Source organism: Desertivirga brevis (assembly GCF_017355835.1).
On sequence record NZ_JAFEWF010000005.1, the window covers coordinates 374,273 to 391,819 of the forward strand.

Here is a 17,547-nt window from a genome sequence, read left to right on the forward strand (position 1 = left end):
GTGAATTGCTTCACCTTTTGGAATAACAAGATTCGAATAAAATCGTTCTTTTTTCCGTCTTGATAATTGATTTGCAACCTTAAACTTCAAACTATCACTATATTATTATCATTCATTAAGGAAAGGCTTTTAAATCTTAGTAATAGTTGAGCGGTAGTGATCACATCTTTTTGGCAATAGGTTTTAATACGCTCTATGTCTTTTTCCTTCCAGTATACCCAATGGACATCACTGCCATTAATATCGTCTTTAGGGGTTGGTATATTAAAAACTGCAGCTAGAAGATTTAAAGAGGTATAATTCTTATAATCACCAAACTTCCAAAGATCCATAGTATCCAGATGATTAATCTCCCATGGCTTTTTACCACTAATTCTAAGTTGAGACGGAATACAAAGTTGGTTGATCAATGTGCGCCGGCATAAATACGGAAAATCGAACTCTTTGCCATTATGGGCGCATAGGGTAAAATTAGCGGGCTGCTTGTCTAACAGGGAGATAAATTCAGAAAGTAGGTTGCACTCATTGTCCCCAGCAAATGATTTAACGCGTAAACCTACCTGTTCATTGTGTTTAGTAAAAATCCCTACGGAAATACATACGATCTTGCCGAATTCAGCCATGATGCCCGCGCGTGGATAATATTCATCAGGCGTTTCTCCATCTTTGCGCGCTGACCTTGTTTTCAGCTCCCATAATTCTTTAAATACGCTAGGAACTTCCTCAAATGAAGCATATTGTGGCACAGTTTCAATGTCGAGGACCATGACTTGCTGAAGATCTAAGTTTTCGAGCATCCGGCAATATAGTAATTGTTTTAAAGTTCTTCCTTAGCTAGTACCGTAAATGTTTGCTGCAAACGAAGGCCTTCCTCGTCAACCAATGTTATAATGTGTTTCCCTGGTGCCGGCAGCAAAGCCATCTGATGAAGGTCCCGCGTAAGCCCAAGAAAAGTATTATCGAGATGCCAATATACTTTTTTTCCTGATTTACGGTGGGCAACCTGGAAGATCACCTGTTGCTGCTTTCCATCAATTCCCTTGGGGATATATACTCTCGCGTTGTTCTTCGGATAGATCAACTCCATATTTGCTATCTCTGTTGCATTGCAGCCCTCTCTAAATGGTGGTAAGGCTTTGTACGTGTAATTCTTAGTTTTATAATAATACTCCATGACTGGAGGAAGAACAAACCAGGAGCGATGAATCATGTTAGAAGGCGACTCGCACTCCGAATTTACCTGATAATGCCCCGTAAGGTCAAGATGAACGGTTTGGTGGAAGTTACAAACAGGAGCACGCATGGCGGCTGGCGGTAATCGGATAAGTTGAGTATTTGTACATAACGTCGACGCTTTAAACCCACTTTCTTCGCATACCTGAAATGTCTTCATATCATGAGAGGGAGAGGCGAACCAACCATTTTGAGGAGCTGGCAATAATCGGAAAATATCAAAGAGAACGGGGCCTGCTGCGTCAATACCTGTTAAACCGGGCCTGCCTTCTCCATCTGTATTTCCTGCCCATACTGTTACTACATACTTAGGTGTTACCCCCACAGCCCATGCATCCCTGAAGCCAAAGCTCGTTCCCGTTTTCCATGCAATTTGCTGCGATCCTGCGAATTGCTTCCATAAAAGCTCTTCGCCTGGGCGCATTACTTCATTCATAGCCTGGAAGGTATAATAAATTGATGCTGCATTCAACATAGTGCTACTTTCATCTTGCAATGTTTTTTTTAAACCATGGTAGGAGGGTGAACGCCAGTCGGAGCTATTATACTTACCGTTATAATTGTAATGATTTAGCACCCGGGCCATACTTGCATAAATCCCGCAAAGCTCCCACATGGAAACTTCACAGCCACCAAGAATAAGAGATAATCCGTAAAAATCAGGCGGTTGATGTAGCGAGGTTATCCCTAAATTTTTTAAAAAATTGTGAAAACGCTCGTATCTGTACTGCTGTAACATGCGTACTGCAGGAACATTCAAGGAGCGGGCGAGCGCCCTAGATGCCGGTACTGCACCATCATAACCCAAATCATAGTTATTGGGTTGGTAGCCAGCAATCTGGGTAGGAATATCCGGTACCAGACTATTAGGCAGGATCATACCTTCATTGAGCATGGCAGCATACAGAAAGGGTTTCAGTGTACTGCCAGGACTTCTTCGAGCTTGGATAACATCTACATGACTTTCAATTTCAGCTTCCTTAGGTTGATAAATATTTCCAATATAGGCAAGGACTGATCCACTCTCCACATCAATTACTAAGGCTGCACAATTATTTACTTGGTTCGCCATCAACCTTTTATGATGCATATCGAGAATACCGGCCACCTGTCTTTGTAAAGTACTCTTTACAGATGTTCTTATCCGTGTTGTGCTTACTTTGCCTCGTTTATAATCACTTTTTGCCAAATTGATCAGATGAGGACTTAATGCGGGCAGTGCAAAAGGTTTATTTGGTAAGGGCTCAGATTTGGCTAGATTTCCCTCAATCTGGCTTAGAACCTTCTCCGAAACGAGGATATCAATTAATCTGTTCCTTTTGTTCAGGAGTCTGCTTCTGTTCTTTCCTGGGTGAACTAGCGAAGGAGCATTAGGTAATACAGCTAAAGATGCCATTTCTCCCCAGGATAGCTTTGACGGTTCTCTTCCAAAATATCTCCAAGAGGCTGCTTCCAATCCTACTACATTTGACCCAAAAGGAGCATTTGCGGCGTAAAGACTGAGAATTTCATCCTTGCTATACCTAATATTAAGTCTAACCGCTTTTATGGCTTCCAGTAATTTGTTAAAAAAATTTCTCTTATATCTTGTAGCAAGCCTAATTAGCTGCATATCGAGCGTACTTGCACCGCTGACAATTTTTTTTCTTTTAAAATTCTGTTTTAGTGCCCTTGCAATGGAAAGAGGATTGATGCCAATATGTTGATAAAAGCTTTTATCTTCAAAGGCGACGATGCATTTTTGAAACTTCTCTGGCACTTTATAAGATGCAGGAAACCTCCACTGTCCATCAGCAGCAATGGATGCATTAAGTAATTCGCCCTCTGCACTTTCAATAACAAAGGAAGTGGGAGTTTTAAAAAGTGGATCGGGAACAGAAAACCAGAAACTAACAAGGAGCGCAATAAACAGGCCGGCCAGAAAGCTTTTCCTTAATAAGAATTCCTTAAATTTCAAATGCAATTTAAACGACTTGCGAGTAAACATGCCCAAGTGTTGATATGGAAGGACTAAATATAGTATTCCTAAATGAATTAACCTTTAGGTATTCAGCAGATCATGTAACTGAGTTTGAAACTCGACTACGGTCAATTATTATAATGATAAGAATCCGTTTAAAGTTGACGAGGATCATCTTTTAAAAATCACACAACTTTTAATTTGCCCGATGTTAAATCTGGTTAAATGAATATTAAACGTTTATTCAACAAAAAGAGTTTATTGGTAGCCGGTCTTGTATTTTTTGCATTTGCAGGAAAAAGTCAGTCTGAGTTCAAAGTTCACGAATCGGGAGAAAAGGGCATGCACCGGTTTACATTTTCTCTAGCTGAGCTATATTTTAATGAAGGGAAGAGTAATGAGATACATAGTACTTTTGTTCCAGCTTACGCCTTGAATTACGATTACATGTTTAACTCTCGCTGGTCGTTGGGAATGCACAACGACATTCCAATGCACGATATTGAGTTAGAGGAACAAGCTGGAGAAAGCAAAAGCGCTGAAACAGAGAGACCCGTAGCTTCAAAAATTATAGGCACCTACCATACCCACAAACATCTAGGTTTATTATTCGGGTTTGGAGATGAAATTGCTCATCACGAAAACTTCTTCATCACCTCAGCAGGGGCTGAATATGAATTTCACCTGAAAGGTTCATGGCAACTAGGGGCAGAGATAGTATACGATCACAAATTTAATACAGCTGATACCTGGATGGTAGGGATTGGAATTTCCAAAACACTAACAAGGCATCATAAAGGATAAAAAGCGGGCTAAACTAAACCAGTCTCTTATGCGAGAAAGCCCTGTTAACCCCAGGGCTTTCAGAAGGAATAGGCGTCAGCCTATTCCTTTTTTCATTTCAGCTGATTATTAACTACCTGTACCCAACGGCCAGGACTTACAGCCGAAACAGAAGAGTTATACATGGCCTCGCAGTAGGTGGCAGGAAGATAGAATCTGCCTATATACGACGCATTTAATAAAACAAAGAACGTAGCCTCTTTTCCTTCCTGCAAGCTAAAATACGTATTGACCCTATCATCCCGGATATCCTTGTAGTCATAATTAGCTGCTTTAAAACTTTCTTCAGTATTTAATAACCTGGTATTGATGATCTCCCATCCTGAAGGGAACAGTTGAGTTAATGCCAGGTTATCGTAGCGGCCTAGTTTACCTGGATTTGTAATATTGACCTGAGCCATAAAATCGGTGCCCTGAGTAAGCGTGGCGGGATCCAGCAACTGGCCATTCATCGTGAAGTAGTTCACCCTCATAGAAAGAACATCATCATCGTTCTGTGCAAACTGCTCTTGCCCTATAGCAGGCTTACCCTGTTGAATAATACGGATGAAGAGTCGTCCTTTTCCTTTGTTTGAGATGCTCGCTTTGTTGCCAGAGGTAATAACTGTTGGCTGAGACCATACATATGAAGTTTCATTTACGACACCTTTTGTATTATTTATAGAATAGGCAAATTGTAATTTATTTCCAGCAGCATTCGCCCCACAGTACCGGGCAAGGGAGATGAGAGCATAAGCCGTTGATTGGGTGCTATACCACTCTTGCTGAGACAAGCGAAAAGCAATGGTTCTGGCAAGGGAATAGGCTTCCTTATTTCTTCCCATTAGAACCAGGGTTTCTAATATCATGGCCTGATCTCTTATATCGGAGCCGAAGGTGCCAAAGGACTGCCGATAGGGTTTTACTGACATTGTCAAACCTCTTATCAATTGAGTTGCAACTTCTGTGTGACCAGCCAGGCGGTAGGCAGCAGCCAATTGCCATTTTGCTTGCACAGATAAATATTTAAATTCTTTCAAGCGGTTCATTGCTCCCAACTCGGCAGATTTTGAAAGAGCAAGAAGGTAGAGACGGTAAGCCTGAACCAAATCCCCACCATAGAAGTTCAATGTAGACGGCGTCCATGATACGGCTTTGTTTTTCTGGAATTTTTTCCATTGATTCATAAATCCGGAAGGCAAAATATACCCATTCGCTTCAGCTTCAATTAAAAAATGCCCTGCATAATTGGAACACCATTCGTCAGCCTCCTCTGATCCCGGCCAGTAGGCAATTCCGCCGTCTGAGGTTTGGAAGCCATTTAATCTTCCTATTGCAGCCTTAATATTATACTCAGTTTGTGCTTTCTTCTTGTCTGACAACTTCAATAACTTCGATAAGTGCAATTGAGGAAAAGCTTCAGAAGTTACCTGTTCTGCGCAACCATGAGGATATTGGATCAGGTAGCTCAGTCTCTTGTCTAAGTTCATCGGCGCAATGGAAGAGACTTCCAAGGTTGCCTTATTAGTGCCAGCTGTACCAAAAGGAGCAAAAGGGATACTTATCGAACTGCCAGGCTCCAGTGTTTTCTCAATTACCCTTGTGATTACAGGATTTGGATTTCGTACATCTATCTCTACATCATAAGATGCGGTTTCTTTTCCGCTTCTGGCTACAACCTTGATCTTTGCTATACCCGCTACGTTCTTTGTTCCGAGATCCATGTACAGAAGCTGATCACCCTGTTTTTGAAAACTTATTACCCTTTTGTTCCCTGTGAGGAAATTGAAAGCCTTCGATTGTACCTCTACCGAAACTTGCTTTACAGCGTTACTCATAGAGAAGACCGAGATTGGTAATTTGAACTGCTCACCAGGAGATAATACCCTTGGAAGTGTAGCAAGCACCATCAAAGGTTTCTTCACCTTTACGGCTTTTTCTGCAAAACCGTAAGCTCCCTTATTACCGGCAATAACCATTACCCTTACTGAGCCAACGTACTGTGGGAGTTTGAACGAATGCGTTTTTGACCCGCCATCAGACTGAAAGGGCCCTAGAAACTTGACTACAGGTTTGAACCGATTTGCTGAAGGGTTCTTACCACCTTTCCCTGACTGCCGGTCTCCTCCAATACTTAGGATGCGTTGAAGTTCGCCTCCATAAGCACCTATCACATAATCGAAAAGATCCCAGGTTTTGACGCCTAAACCTTCGCGGGCGTAAAAACTAGCATGAGGGTTGGGGGTAGGGAAGTTGGTAATATCCAGGAGGCCTTCATCTACAATGGCAATAGTGTAAGTCATGGGCTTACCGGAAGCTTCAGACACGGTAACTGAGGCATTTGACTCAGGTCTTATTTCCTCAGGCATTCTGATTGTAGGTTTAAGGATAGTATTGGGATCCTCAACCTCAATGGGAATTACTCCATACATCCTTATCGGAAGATCGTTTAAAGTTTGGGAATGCGGTTGAAGCAGAGTGACGTTCACAAAGACATTGGGAGTCATTTCTGCTTCAGCTTTGAATCTTACCTGGGTTTGTCCCTTTTTAGCTTCGAACCAAAAGCGCCTGATGACGCGGCTACCGTTCTCTATACTAACCAGTCCTCTGCCTGCATTTCCTGATGGAATGGTGAGTTTAACTTGTTCTCCGGCCTTATATTTTGATTTGTTTGATGTGAAGGATAACATTGAAGCTTCTGTAGGATTGTCGTTCTGCATCCTTTCTGTCCAGTTAGGCCAATCAATATAAACAATCTTACCAGTGGTATGACCTGTTCTGGCATCTCTTACCCTTACAAGGAAGCGACCCCAATCAGGCTGATTAATTCTGAGATTCCAACTTCCCCGGCCATTATTCAACGTTACAGTGCTTGTGGAAACTAATTTATTATACTCATCCTGGGTGAAATTGCTAACGGAGCTCTCATCCTCGTCCCACCACCAGGCCCATTTCATCTTATAAAGCTCGACCTCAACTTCCTGCACACCGGATTGAAGGCGCCCTTTCGTATCGACACTTACAATATCAACGAGATGGTTTTTGTCTGTAGTTAACATTCCGTTGTAACCTGTACCTTCAGGCAATTTAATGCCGACGTAGCTATTATAAACGTTGTAGGGTAAGGTTACCTGGTTGATGCTGAAATTACCACCAGGTTCAAACACTTTAACAAGGAAGCTGGCATCTAACCTTCCCGGAGCCTGCTCTTCAATATTTATGTCTGCATTTAGCAGTGCTACTCCGTTTTCATCAAGTTTTCCGTCAAATACAGACTGCGTCTGAGAGCTGAATGTTCGGATTGGATCATCAAAGATAAATCCTTCAAACGCGCTGAATTGGGTATGTGCTGCTGAAACAAATGCGTCTACTTTTGCACTTAGATTTCGGCCAGCACCGCCAAAGAGCCATTCCGCCTTCAATTGCCCGCTGACGTCTTCACCTTTAGTAAGGGAGTTCTTCTGATCAAAGGAAAGATTGATCTTAAGACGATTCGGCATGATCGTTTCAATTCTTAACCGTTTCTCAAAGAGCGCCCCTCCGGCTTTAACTTTTGCGGTCCAATTTCCGGTGGGAGAGGACGTTTCAGTTGCAGTTTTGAAGGTGTAAAAGCCGTTCACGGACTTATTTTGACTTTGTTTCTTATATAATTGTCCTTGAGGTGTATAGAGCTCCAGTTCGACAGGGTAGCCTGCAGGAAGTTTGTTCTCTTTATCATCCAGAATAAATGTGAGATACAAAGAATCTCCAGGTCGCCAAACGCCGCGTTCACCATAAAGAAACCCTTTCAGACCTTTCTGTACTTGTTCTCCTCCTATATTAAAACGACTAAGGGGAAGGGAGCTGCCATCGTCAAGTTTCAGATAGGCGCGTTCTTCTCCCTTTTTTGCAACAAGCAAATAAGGCTTTCTTTTTAGCTGTATATCTACAAGACCGTCGTTCCCGGATGTAGCCTTGCCGATAATCTGGTGCTGATAATCCATCAACTCGAGCTCAACATCAGCCATTGGCTCAGCAGAAAGAATATTTGTGACAGCTATGGATATCTGGTTATTGCCACCCTGCTTGGCAATCAAGCCGATATTGGAAGCAAGGACATTTCTTGAAGCCCAACGCTCTTTATTGTAATAAGATTTATTGCAGGGGTTGTTCCTTTCATCCCAGTTATATCCATAAGGATAATAATTATCGTACCTACTCCAGAATTCGTCATCCTCATCAATTCCCTGTCCGCTGGCACTATACTCTTCGTCTTCGCCGTATTCTTCGTCCTCAGATTCTTCACCAGACGACTGCTCACTTCCGGCCTTGCAAGTATAAATGCTGTAATCGGGGCGATAACCTATCATAATGCGATATATGGCCCCTGGCTCTGTCCTTACCAGTTTGTCTATATCCAGCATAAATCTTGTTTTCTTATGAAGGTTGACACTTTTATCCTGGTCTAAACGAATAGTGGTTTGCTTAACAGGCCTGGCGACTTGCCTAAGCTGACTCTCGCCATTGAAATCATTATTCTGGAGATATTGAGGAATATTGTTCCCGTAGATCTTAATAATGGTAACATCTACAGCGTTAAGGTTAACTGCTTCAAATGGCATCATTAGTTTTCCCGAATGAGGCAGGATAACACCTTTCCCCGGGATACTTACAGAAGGTTCAACATTCTGAAAGACAATGTTCCCTGAGAACGATCTCGGCAGCTTTCTTCCCTGGAAATTCTCAATACCTTCGTTAACAAAAACCGTATAATTCCCGTCGAGTTTTTCTACAGGGTATAACTTAACCTCACTGCCATTGATTGTATAAGCTGGCATGGACATATTGCTCAATCCCAATAAGCCTGTTAGTTCCTGACCAATGCGTATAGGATCTGAAAAGCGTACTGATATATATTGCTCCTTGTCCTGAACAGTTTTTACATCCAGTACCTTAAAATCGTTGTAAGCTGGTACAGTTGCCGATTCTGTTCCTTTTCCCTCAACCTGAATCGCGGCTCCACTATAATTGATGCTTAATTCTTTCTCAGTTTTATAACGTTTTAGGTTGTTAATGGTGAAGGTGTGAAGCTTACTTTCCTGATTATGTTCCCAGGTAATATTAATATCCTTATCGTAACTGACCTCGATGATCTTTTCAACAGCAGTGCTTTCTTCAACATCAGCGGTAGTGATTGTTCCCTTCAACTTCATCTTCTCTGAAGAGTTACTTGAGGAGGAGCGGAGCCCATCTATTTCAATAGCAAAATCAGGCTTGATGGTTTGAAAATCGAAATTGAACTCCCCAACTTTTTCCGAAACTTCCATAATGTTTGAAAGCTTGAATGAAGCAGAATACTCTTTATCCGGTTCTAAAGCTCCCTCTGGTCTGAACTCAATAGTCCGGGAGTCCTTCCAGTAAGCTTTGCCCTTTATCTTCGGTGAGAAATGGAACAATTCTTCTTTTATCTCCTCATTCTGACCATGAAAGGTTTGAAGATCTGAAGCAAGATGAATGGTTATAGGACTTTGCCTTGAGATAATTCCGGTTGTGTAACTGTCCACAAAACCCGTGAATAATTCGTAATTACTTTCGCTAAGCTTTCTTGAATGTTTCTGGCGACTTAGGATAGCTACCGCTGCCAGGATGAACAGGATTAGGATAAGAAAATTCTGCCTGTTTCTGAAAAATGAAGTATTTCCGGGAACCATATGTAAGGTTTATCCACGGAAAGTAATAATTATTTAAGCAATAAATTACAGCTACAAAAAATATTTTTACAAATCTTAGCCGATCATAACTCCTGGTTTATTTACAACCGGAATCCGTATTAAATTTGATTCAACAATGCTTTCGGGGAGAAAGATAAATTTCTTGTCGTAGATGTGGCCATTGATATAAAAGCTAAGCCAATATTCATTAGTTAAACCAAAAACCTGCTCGTCGATAGCCTCTATCTTCGCAAAATCCTGACCTCCTACAGTTCCGATGGAGTGCCGAAGTATGGAGGTTTTGACGTCCTCTCCATTTTTAACCCCATACCCTTTAGAGCTTACCAGGACGGTTTCAATAGGTTCATTTTTAAGATTTACCAGATAGACATTCCACACTTTTGCTTCCGGGGTTTCTCGTTCAAGAACAACTGCGATCGCTACGTCTTCTACTATCTTTACAGGAATGTCTTTTTTCATTTTTATATCATTTGAGCCGGGCATTACCGCAAGACAACAGCTCCCGGCTCTATATTTATCAACTACTTCTTCTTAGCAGCAAACTTCTTACCACCTTTCTTAGGCTCTTTTTCTGCTGCTTCTGCTAAGGCCTTAACTTCTTCGAATGTCAGGTCCTTTGGTTCCTTGCCTTTAGGAATTTTGACATTCTGTTTTCCGAATTCAATATAGGGACCCCATCTGCCATTTAATATTTTTACCTCTGGATTTTCCTCAAATACTTTAATCAATTTTTCAGAATCCTTCTTACGTTTATCTTCTATGATTTCTATAGCTTGCTCTTCCGTTACGTCATGAGGATCAAGCCCTTTGGGTAACGAATAAAAAGCACTGTTATGGCGTATGTAGGGCCCAAAGCGACCAATTGCCACCGTCATATCTTTATCTTCGTAAGAACCAACCTTCTTTGGTAGCTTGAATAGTTCAAGAGCTTCTTCTAAGCTGATGGTTTCGATCATCTGACCTGACCTCAGGCTCGCAAACCTTGGTTTCTCTTCTCCCTCGTTCTCTGGAGTGTCTCCAATCTGAACAAAAGGACCGAACCGACCAATACGTACCGACACTCTTTTTCCGGATTCAGGATCAACACCAAGATCACGTTCTCCACGAGCCTTCTCCGCAGTTTGAATAGTTGTTTCTACCTCCTGGTGGAAAGGACTGTAAAAAGACTTAAGCATTTCAGTCCATTCTTTCAGGCCATGAGCAATCTCGTCGAATTGTTTCTCAACAGAGGCGGTGAAATGATAATCTACAATACCTTTAAAATATTGAACTAAAAAATCATTCACAACTGCACCAATATCTGTAGGAAAGAGCTTGCCTTTTTCAGCTCCTGTCGTTTCAGTTTTCACCTCTTTTTTCAATTCCCCACTCACTAGGGTAAGCTGGTTAAACTGTCTCTGTTTACCTTCCCGTTCTTCCTTTACTACGTAGCCGCGGTTTTGAACAGTAGAAATAGTTGGGGCGTATGTTGAAGGACGGCCGATGCCTAACTCTTCTAGTTTTTTCACAAGACTAGCTTCAGTATACCTTGCAGGGGGACGGGAAAAGCGCTCAGTAGCTTTAATTTCCTGTGCAGTTAAAGTTTGTCCTTGTGCAAGAGGTGGAAGGATAGCATTAGCATTATCCTCATCGACACTAGCTTCAGTTTCCTCATCTGTTGATTCCATATAGACCTTAAGGAACCCATCGAATTTCATCACCTCACCGTTTGCGACAAAATTCTCGGTACGACCTGTGATCGTAATCTTCGCCGTTGTTTTTTCAAATTGCGCTTCGCTCATCTGAGAGGCAATAGCGCGTTTCCAGATAAGGTCGTAAAGACGTTTTTCTGAAGCGTCCCCCTCGATGGTATGCTGCTCGAAATAGGTTGGACGAATGGCCTCGTGAGCTTCTTGCGCTCCGGCAGCCTTAGTCTTGAATTTTCTTAATTGATGATACTTACTGCCGTAAGCCGAATTAATTTCGGCAGAAGCAGCGTTTAGCGCCGTATCAGATAAATTCACTGAATCTGTACGCATATAAGTGATATGCCCGTGTTCATAAAGCTTCTGAGCAATAGACATCGTCCTCGATACCGAATAACCTAACTTTCTGCTTGCCTCCTGCTGTAAAGTTGATGTTGTGAAAGGAGGGGCTGGACTTCTCTTTGTCGGTCTTGTTTCGAGACTGGCTATTTGATAAACTGCTTTTTTGCAGTCCTCAAGGAATTTGGTAGCAGCTGCTTCTTCCTCAAAACGTTCAGGTAATTCGGCTCTGAAAAGCTCCTTTTGTTTACCTGTTGAAAATATAGCGGTAACCTTATAGGCTGCGGTTGCTTTAAACTTATTGATTTCCCTTTCTCTTTCTACGATAAGTCTGACTGCAACTGACTGAACTCTTCCAGCTGACAACGAAGGCTTTACCTTCCTCCAAAGAACAGGAGAAAGCTCAAAACCGACCAATCTGTCTAATACACGCCTTGCCTGCTGAGCATTAACAAGATTGTAATTTATTTGACGCGGGTTCTCGATAGCTTTTAAAATAGCCGGTTTGGTTATCTCATGGAAAACAATGCGCTTTGTCTTGTCTTCTTTCAAGCCAAGTGTTTCGAACAAATGCCATGAAATAGCTTCTCCCTCACGGTCCTCATCGGATGCTAGCCAAACAGTCTCTGCTTCCTTTGCCAGTTTCTTAAGTTCACTTACTAGCGATTTCTTATCAGCCGGCACCTCATACTTCTGATTAAAGTTATTGTTCACGTCTATTGCGTCGTCTGTTTTAACCAGATCTCGTATATGGCCATAACTTGACTTTACCAGGAAGTCTTTTCCAAGATATCCCTCTATTGTCTTTGCCTTAGCGGGAGACTCAACTATTAGTAAATTTTTAGCCATTAAGAACCCTCATTTTTTTGCAAATAAAGTCATTAATAGAACTAATGCAAAATTGAATTGCTTTAAAAAAGTTCAGATAGCGGAAAATGGGAGAGTGAACAGCTTGATTATTTGAAAGATAAGATTTGCATAGTATAAATATAGCCGTGAGTGGTTTTCTGTGTATAAAAGTCTTTTTCTATGCTTTTTACCTGTTTTTTAACTAGTCCAACATGCTTTGCATAATGCTCTTCTGCAAAGTGTTCATTCAGTAAGTTACTCTCATCTACTTGAACAACTACTGCCACAGAGTCAAAGGCCAAGGAATTAATAGTGTCTTTTTTATCAACAGATTTATAGAAATAATCCTGCTTCTCAAGATTATTATATGTATTTCCATTCCATATAGAGCTCTTGAACGGAGGAAACACCATTCTCACAAACCTTTGGTTATCAACAAATTCTTCAGCTCGAAGTTCTGTAATATTTCGTGATATTACCTTTTGGAAAGTCCAACCCGACGCCGGGTTTTCCCTTTTATACCGTTCAATATAAACTGTATGAGTCCGTATTCCTGACTCAATTTCCGTTATAAGGGTATCTTTAATCTGAAATGAAAACTTCATCTCTGAATTATCAAACTTATTAAAGGCGACTGAATCAACTTGGTAGGTAATGCTACGTCCAGGCGAGAGGGGAAAGTACTCCTTTTTCAGATCGGGAAGGTCGGCATTTTCGGTTTTAGAACAGCCTATCAGGAACATAGCAAAGCCAAAAAAAGTCAGCTTAAAAGTTATATCCATAATTCTGTTCATACTACTAGATAATTAAAACCGCTTAACTATAAAAGAAACCCACCACCAAGAAGGTCATTTCCCTCATAAAATACAGCTGATTGCCCTGGTGCTATACCAGCTACCTCGTGATGGAAATCTACCTTCATCACGTCGCCTTCCTGAACAATAGAGCTTAAAGTACCGGAATCTTTATAACGAATTTTTGTAACTGCTTCAATAGACTCAGCAATGCTTTCATATTTAATAAGATTCACATCTCTTACTAAAGCTGTGGTTTGCTTAAGTTCATCCTGAGTTCCAAGCATCACCGTATTACTTTCAGGCAAGATCCTCGTAACGAACATTGGCTGTCCTAAGGCAATTCCAAGGCCTTTTCGCTGACCAATTGTATAGTACGGATATCCCTGATGCTCGCCGACTACAGAACCGTTAGATAGTATGAAATTTCCTTTTCCTATCTTCATATCAAGATCAGGAACCTGGTGACGGAGAAAGGAACGATAGTCATTGTCGGGAACAAAGCAGATCTCGTAGCTTTCACTTTTTTTAGCTAATTCCTCCTGTCCCATATCCAATGCCATCTGCCGAATCTCAGCTTTAGTAAAGCTTCCTAATGGAAATTTGGTACGGGCAAGGTTTTTTTGGGAAACGCCCCATAATACATAAGATTGATCTTTATTTTCGTCTTTACCTTTTGAAATCACATAGCGACCGCTGTCTTGTAAACGGATATTTGCGTAGTGACCAGTAGCGATAAATTCGCAATCAAGTTTATCTGCACGCTTTAAAAGGGCTTCCCACTTGATATAAGTATTACACAGCACGCAAGGGTTAGGCGTTCTGCCTGCCAGATACTCGTCAACGAAATTATCAATTACGAAATCACCGAATTCATTACGGATATCAAGGATATAATGAGGAAAGCCATAAGAGACAGCGAGGGATCTGGCGTCGTTTATGGAATCGAGACTACAACATCCAGTTTCTTTAGAAGAGCTCCCGGAAGATGCATAGTCCCATGTCTTCATGGTTAACCCGATAACCTCATACCCCTGCTCATGTAACATTACTGAGGCAACCGAGCTATCTACTCCGCCACTCATCGCAACTAAAATTCTTCCGTGCTTACTCATAATATAAGTGTGCAAAGATAAGTGTTTTAAAAATGTTGCGTGAAAAGAGGAAGTCAGGAACTTGTAAAATCGAAAATAGGATTTAGGTTTAGGGAAAAGTAAAGGAAAATCCGGAGAACTGCCCCTCATAGTGTAGAGGGCCAGTCTCCTGATTAAAAATTAGTTTTCTACAGGTAGAAAAGAATATTTCTTGGCATACTCCATCATCTGATCATAAAATGAAGTTGGGTATACCACCTTAACATCCGTTATTGTATTGTTTTTTACTACAGGAACTAGCTTGGCCTGTACAAAACCTTTGTATGGTTTAGCATCAAGTTTGGCATATCTGGCCAGAACTTCTTTAAGGAGTTCCTGATCTACCTTAACACCGTAGTTTTCTACAAGGTTCTTTCCCCCTTCATAGTCACCTTCAGACTTAATACGCTGAATTTCTCTAAGCAACTGACCGAAGAGTGTTCTAAGCTTACTATAATCATTGATTTTTGTGTAGGTTTTTCCATTCTCCTTTACAAATTCAATAACGTTATCTTTTTTACCCATTTGGTAAGCCCAATTCGCGTTTAGTTGTCTGTTGCGCATATGTGCTTCCTGAAGGTCATCTCCGGGTTTTAATCTTGTAAGCTGAGTGATGAGACCGTTCATAATATAGCTATCATATTCAGCCTTCCCAACATCTAAAGAGGGCATTACGCCAATCTCGATAAGCTTTGGATCCATAACGTAATATAGAGCAACAAGATCCGCACGAGCCTCTTCCAGAGCAGATGAATAGTTACGAAGTGTTTTATCCGGCGTTTCAACTCCCTGATTTATTTGGCCGGAAGCATGGCCGATACATTCGTGCATATCAGTATGAAGATCAGACGACAGAGCTCCGTATTTTTTAATTCTTTCTTTCACTTCGGCCCCATAAGCAAACTCGTCCAGTGTACCACCACCTTTACTGGAAGCTACATTGTAAGAATGTATAATATTACTTAGAGAAACAGATTTAGAACCATGTTCCTTTCTTAGCCAATCGGCGTTGGGAAGGTTTATTCCAATAGGAGTAGAGGGAGCAGCATCTCCACTCTCAACAATAACTGTAATTGCTTTTGCTGTGATACCTGTTACCTTTTTCTTTTTATGCTCAGGCATAAGCGGCGAGTTATCCTCAAACCACTGCGCCTGGTTTGCAATTGCTTTGATCCTTTTTGTAGCTTCAAGGTCTTTTAATGAAACGACACTTTCAAAACTTCCTTTTTTTCCAATGGCGTCATTATATACCTCAATAAACCCGTTCACTACATCTAATCTCGATGCCGTGTCTCTTACCCAAGCAATGTTGTAATCATCAAAATCTTTCAGATCACCAGTTTTATAGTATTTAATAAGTTTTTGCAAGGCATCCTTTTGTTGCGCATTCTCCGCAACAGCAACCGCCTTTTCCAACCAGACAACAATTTTCTCAATCGCAGCACTATACATGCCTCCAACTTTCCAAACTTTCTCAGTTACCTTGCCATTAACTTTCAGGGTTTTTGAGTTAAGTCCCCATGAAGGAGCATTGCCCTTGTTGTCGAACTTGGAGTAGAAATCTTCTACTTCTTTTTGTGTTACGCCTTCATAAAAATTATTCGATGAGGCGACAATATTATCAATATTAGGAGAGAGATCAACCATTTTAGGTTGAAATTTAGGATCAAATATGATAGGTTTAATCCTGCTTAAAAAAGAGTCGATACTTTCGCCTTTCTTTAATGGAAAGTTTTTTAGATCAGAATTTTTTACCAGTCTTGTAAAATAAGAGAAGTCATGCTCAGGCAAAAACTTTTCATTCCCATAATGATGGTAAATTCCGTTACTGAACCATACTCTTCCGGCATATGTCTTAAACTTTTGCCAATCGGCAGTTTTCTTGTCTCCTTTATACGTGCCGTAAATATTCTCAATAGTTTTCCTTACCAGAAGATTGTATTTACCTTTTTGGTCGTAAATAATATCTCTACCTGAGAGGCCTGCCTCGTAAAGATAGTAGGCCAATTTTTTCTGCTGTAAGGATAATGTTTCGAAACCAGGAACTTGATATCGCAAAATTTGGAGGTCAGCAAAAGCCTCAGCATTCACATCGAATGTGGGGTGCTTTCCTGGAGCTTGCCCCAACACCGTAGAGCTATAACCTAAACTGCTAAACAGTAAGGTTGATAGTACCAGAGAGTTTAACTTCATATTAATGATCGTGTATTAAAAATAGCAAAATAAAAAAATTATTAATAAGGTTTAAGGGTTTACGAGTATGAATAAAACGAAACTATATTAAGAGGCTAATAAACCGAAGAAGTCTCCAAACTCATAAAGTGGTCTGTAAAGCTTTTAAAATCATCGAACTTAAGATCGTGTTTCTGTACCTTGCCGAAGCCAAAACTAAAGAATACAAAAGGAATACCGGCTAACTCACTTTCTTGCTGGTCCCCTTCAGTATCACCGATATATACCGGTGCTTTCAAATCGTACTTTTCTATCAGGAGCTTAATATTATGATGTTTTGGCTTGTTATTTACGCCATATGCCATTTCATCAGTTATGTATTCACTTATTTTTGCCCATTCCATAAACAGAAGGATCATACCTTCAGGACAATTGCTAACGATGAAGAGCTTATACTTTTGAGCAAGTTGTTTTATACCATCTACAACACCCTCGTATAAGCTGCCTCCTTTTGTGGAAACCAGGTTAGCACGGTGTTTATTGATCGTTTTATAAATTCTAAGCTGCTCGTCTTTTGAATATTCCGGCAGAATTGCGTCTAGAACTACACTTGAGTCTTTGCCCATTAATGAGCTTAATAATTCTGGGGATACCAGAGTATTAACTCCTTCAGCTTTTAAACCGCTATTCCAGGATTCAACATATAAATCGAGAGCATCCCATAAGGTGCCATCCATATCAAAGATTAAACTATCAGGTTTTAACATAAAGCAAGTATAAACAAAATGCTTTTTAACTTATCGTCGCTTAGGCAATTGTTTCTTCTTCTCCTGAGCAATCTTTGCCGGA

At 40.9% G+C, this 17,547-nt stretch carries 10 protein-coding genes; 1 reads left to right on the top strand and 9 read right to left on the bottom strand.

What is annotated here, in order from left to right:
* Positions 1–86: 86 nt before the first annotated feature.
* Positions 87–797 (bottom strand): 3'-5' exonuclease, encoded by a 711-nt coding sequence (locus J4N25_RS14550; protein ID WP_207420397.1) that lies wholly within the window; start codon positions 795–797, stop codon positions 87–89.
* 20 nt (positions 798–817) lie between these two features.
* Positions 818–3,190 carry a penicillin-binding protein 1C gene (pbpC, locus tag J4N25_RS14555; RefSeq protein WP_242695751.1) on the bottom strand — a complete coding sequence of 791 codons (2,373 nt, stop codon included), beginning with the start codon at positions 3,188–3,190 and terminating at the stop codon, positions 818–820.
* 228 nt (positions 3,191–3,418) lie between these two features.
* Here pbpC and J4N25_RS14560 point away from each other — a divergent pair, with 228 nt between their 5' ends.
* Positions 3,419–3,997 carry a hypothetical protein gene (locus J4N25_RS14560; protein WP_207420399.1) on the top strand — a complete coding sequence of 193 codons (579 nt, stop codon included), beginning with the start codon at positions 3,419–3,421 and terminating at the stop codon, positions 3,995–3,997.
* A 92-nt stretch (positions 3,998–4,089) separates the two neighbouring features.
* Here J4N25_RS14560 and J4N25_RS14565 read toward each other — a convergent pair whose 3' ends face one another.
* From J4N25_RS14565 to J4N25_RS14595, 7 genes are all read right to left on the bottom strand, one after another.
* Positions 4,090–8,238: an alpha-2-macroglobulin family protein gene (locus J4N25_RS14565; RefSeq protein ID WP_439648745.1), complete on the bottom strand. Its 4,149-nt coding sequence runs from the start codon at positions 8,236–8,238 to the stop codon at positions 4,090–4,092.
* 1,542 nt (positions 8,239–9,780) lie between these two features.
* A complete protein-coding gene (locus tag J4N25_RS14570) occupies positions 9,781–10,185 on the bottom strand; it encodes a hypothetical protein (protein WP_207420401.1) in 405 nt (134 codons plus the stop codon).
* Between the two features lie 62 nt (positions 10,186–10,247).
* Entirely contained in the window at positions 10,248–12,599 is a 2,352-nt protein-coding gene (gene topA / locus J4N25_RS14575; RefSeq protein WP_207420402.1) for a type I DNA topoisomerase, read from the bottom strand.
* A 107-nt stretch (positions 12,600–12,706) separates the two neighbouring features.
* Positions 12,707–13,381: a hypothetical protein gene (locus tag J4N25_RS14580; RefSeq protein WP_207420403.1), complete on the bottom strand. Its 675-nt coding sequence runs from the start codon at positions 13,379–13,381 to the stop codon at positions 12,707–12,709.
* 38 nt (positions 13,382–13,419) lie between these two features.
* Positions 13,420–14,508: a tRNA 2-thiouridine(34) synthase MnmA gene (mnmA, locus tag J4N25_RS14585; RefSeq protein ID WP_207420404.1), complete on the bottom strand. Its 1,089-nt coding sequence runs from the start codon at positions 14,506–14,508 to the stop codon at positions 13,420–13,422.
* Positions 14,509–14,667: 159 nt separating this feature from the next.
* Positions 14,668–16,719 (bottom strand): dipeptidyl-peptidase 3 family protein, encoded by a 2,052-nt coding sequence (locus J4N25_RS14590; RefSeq protein WP_207420405.1) that lies wholly within the window; start codon positions 16,717–16,719, stop codon positions 14,668–14,670.
* 95 nt (positions 16,720–16,814) lie between these two features.
* Positions 16,815–17,465, bottom strand: coding sequence for an HAD family hydrolase (locus J4N25_RS14595; protein ID WP_207420406.1), 651 nt, complete (start codon positions 17,463–17,465; stop codon positions 16,815–16,817).
* Positions 17,466–17,547: the final 82 nt, after the last annotated feature.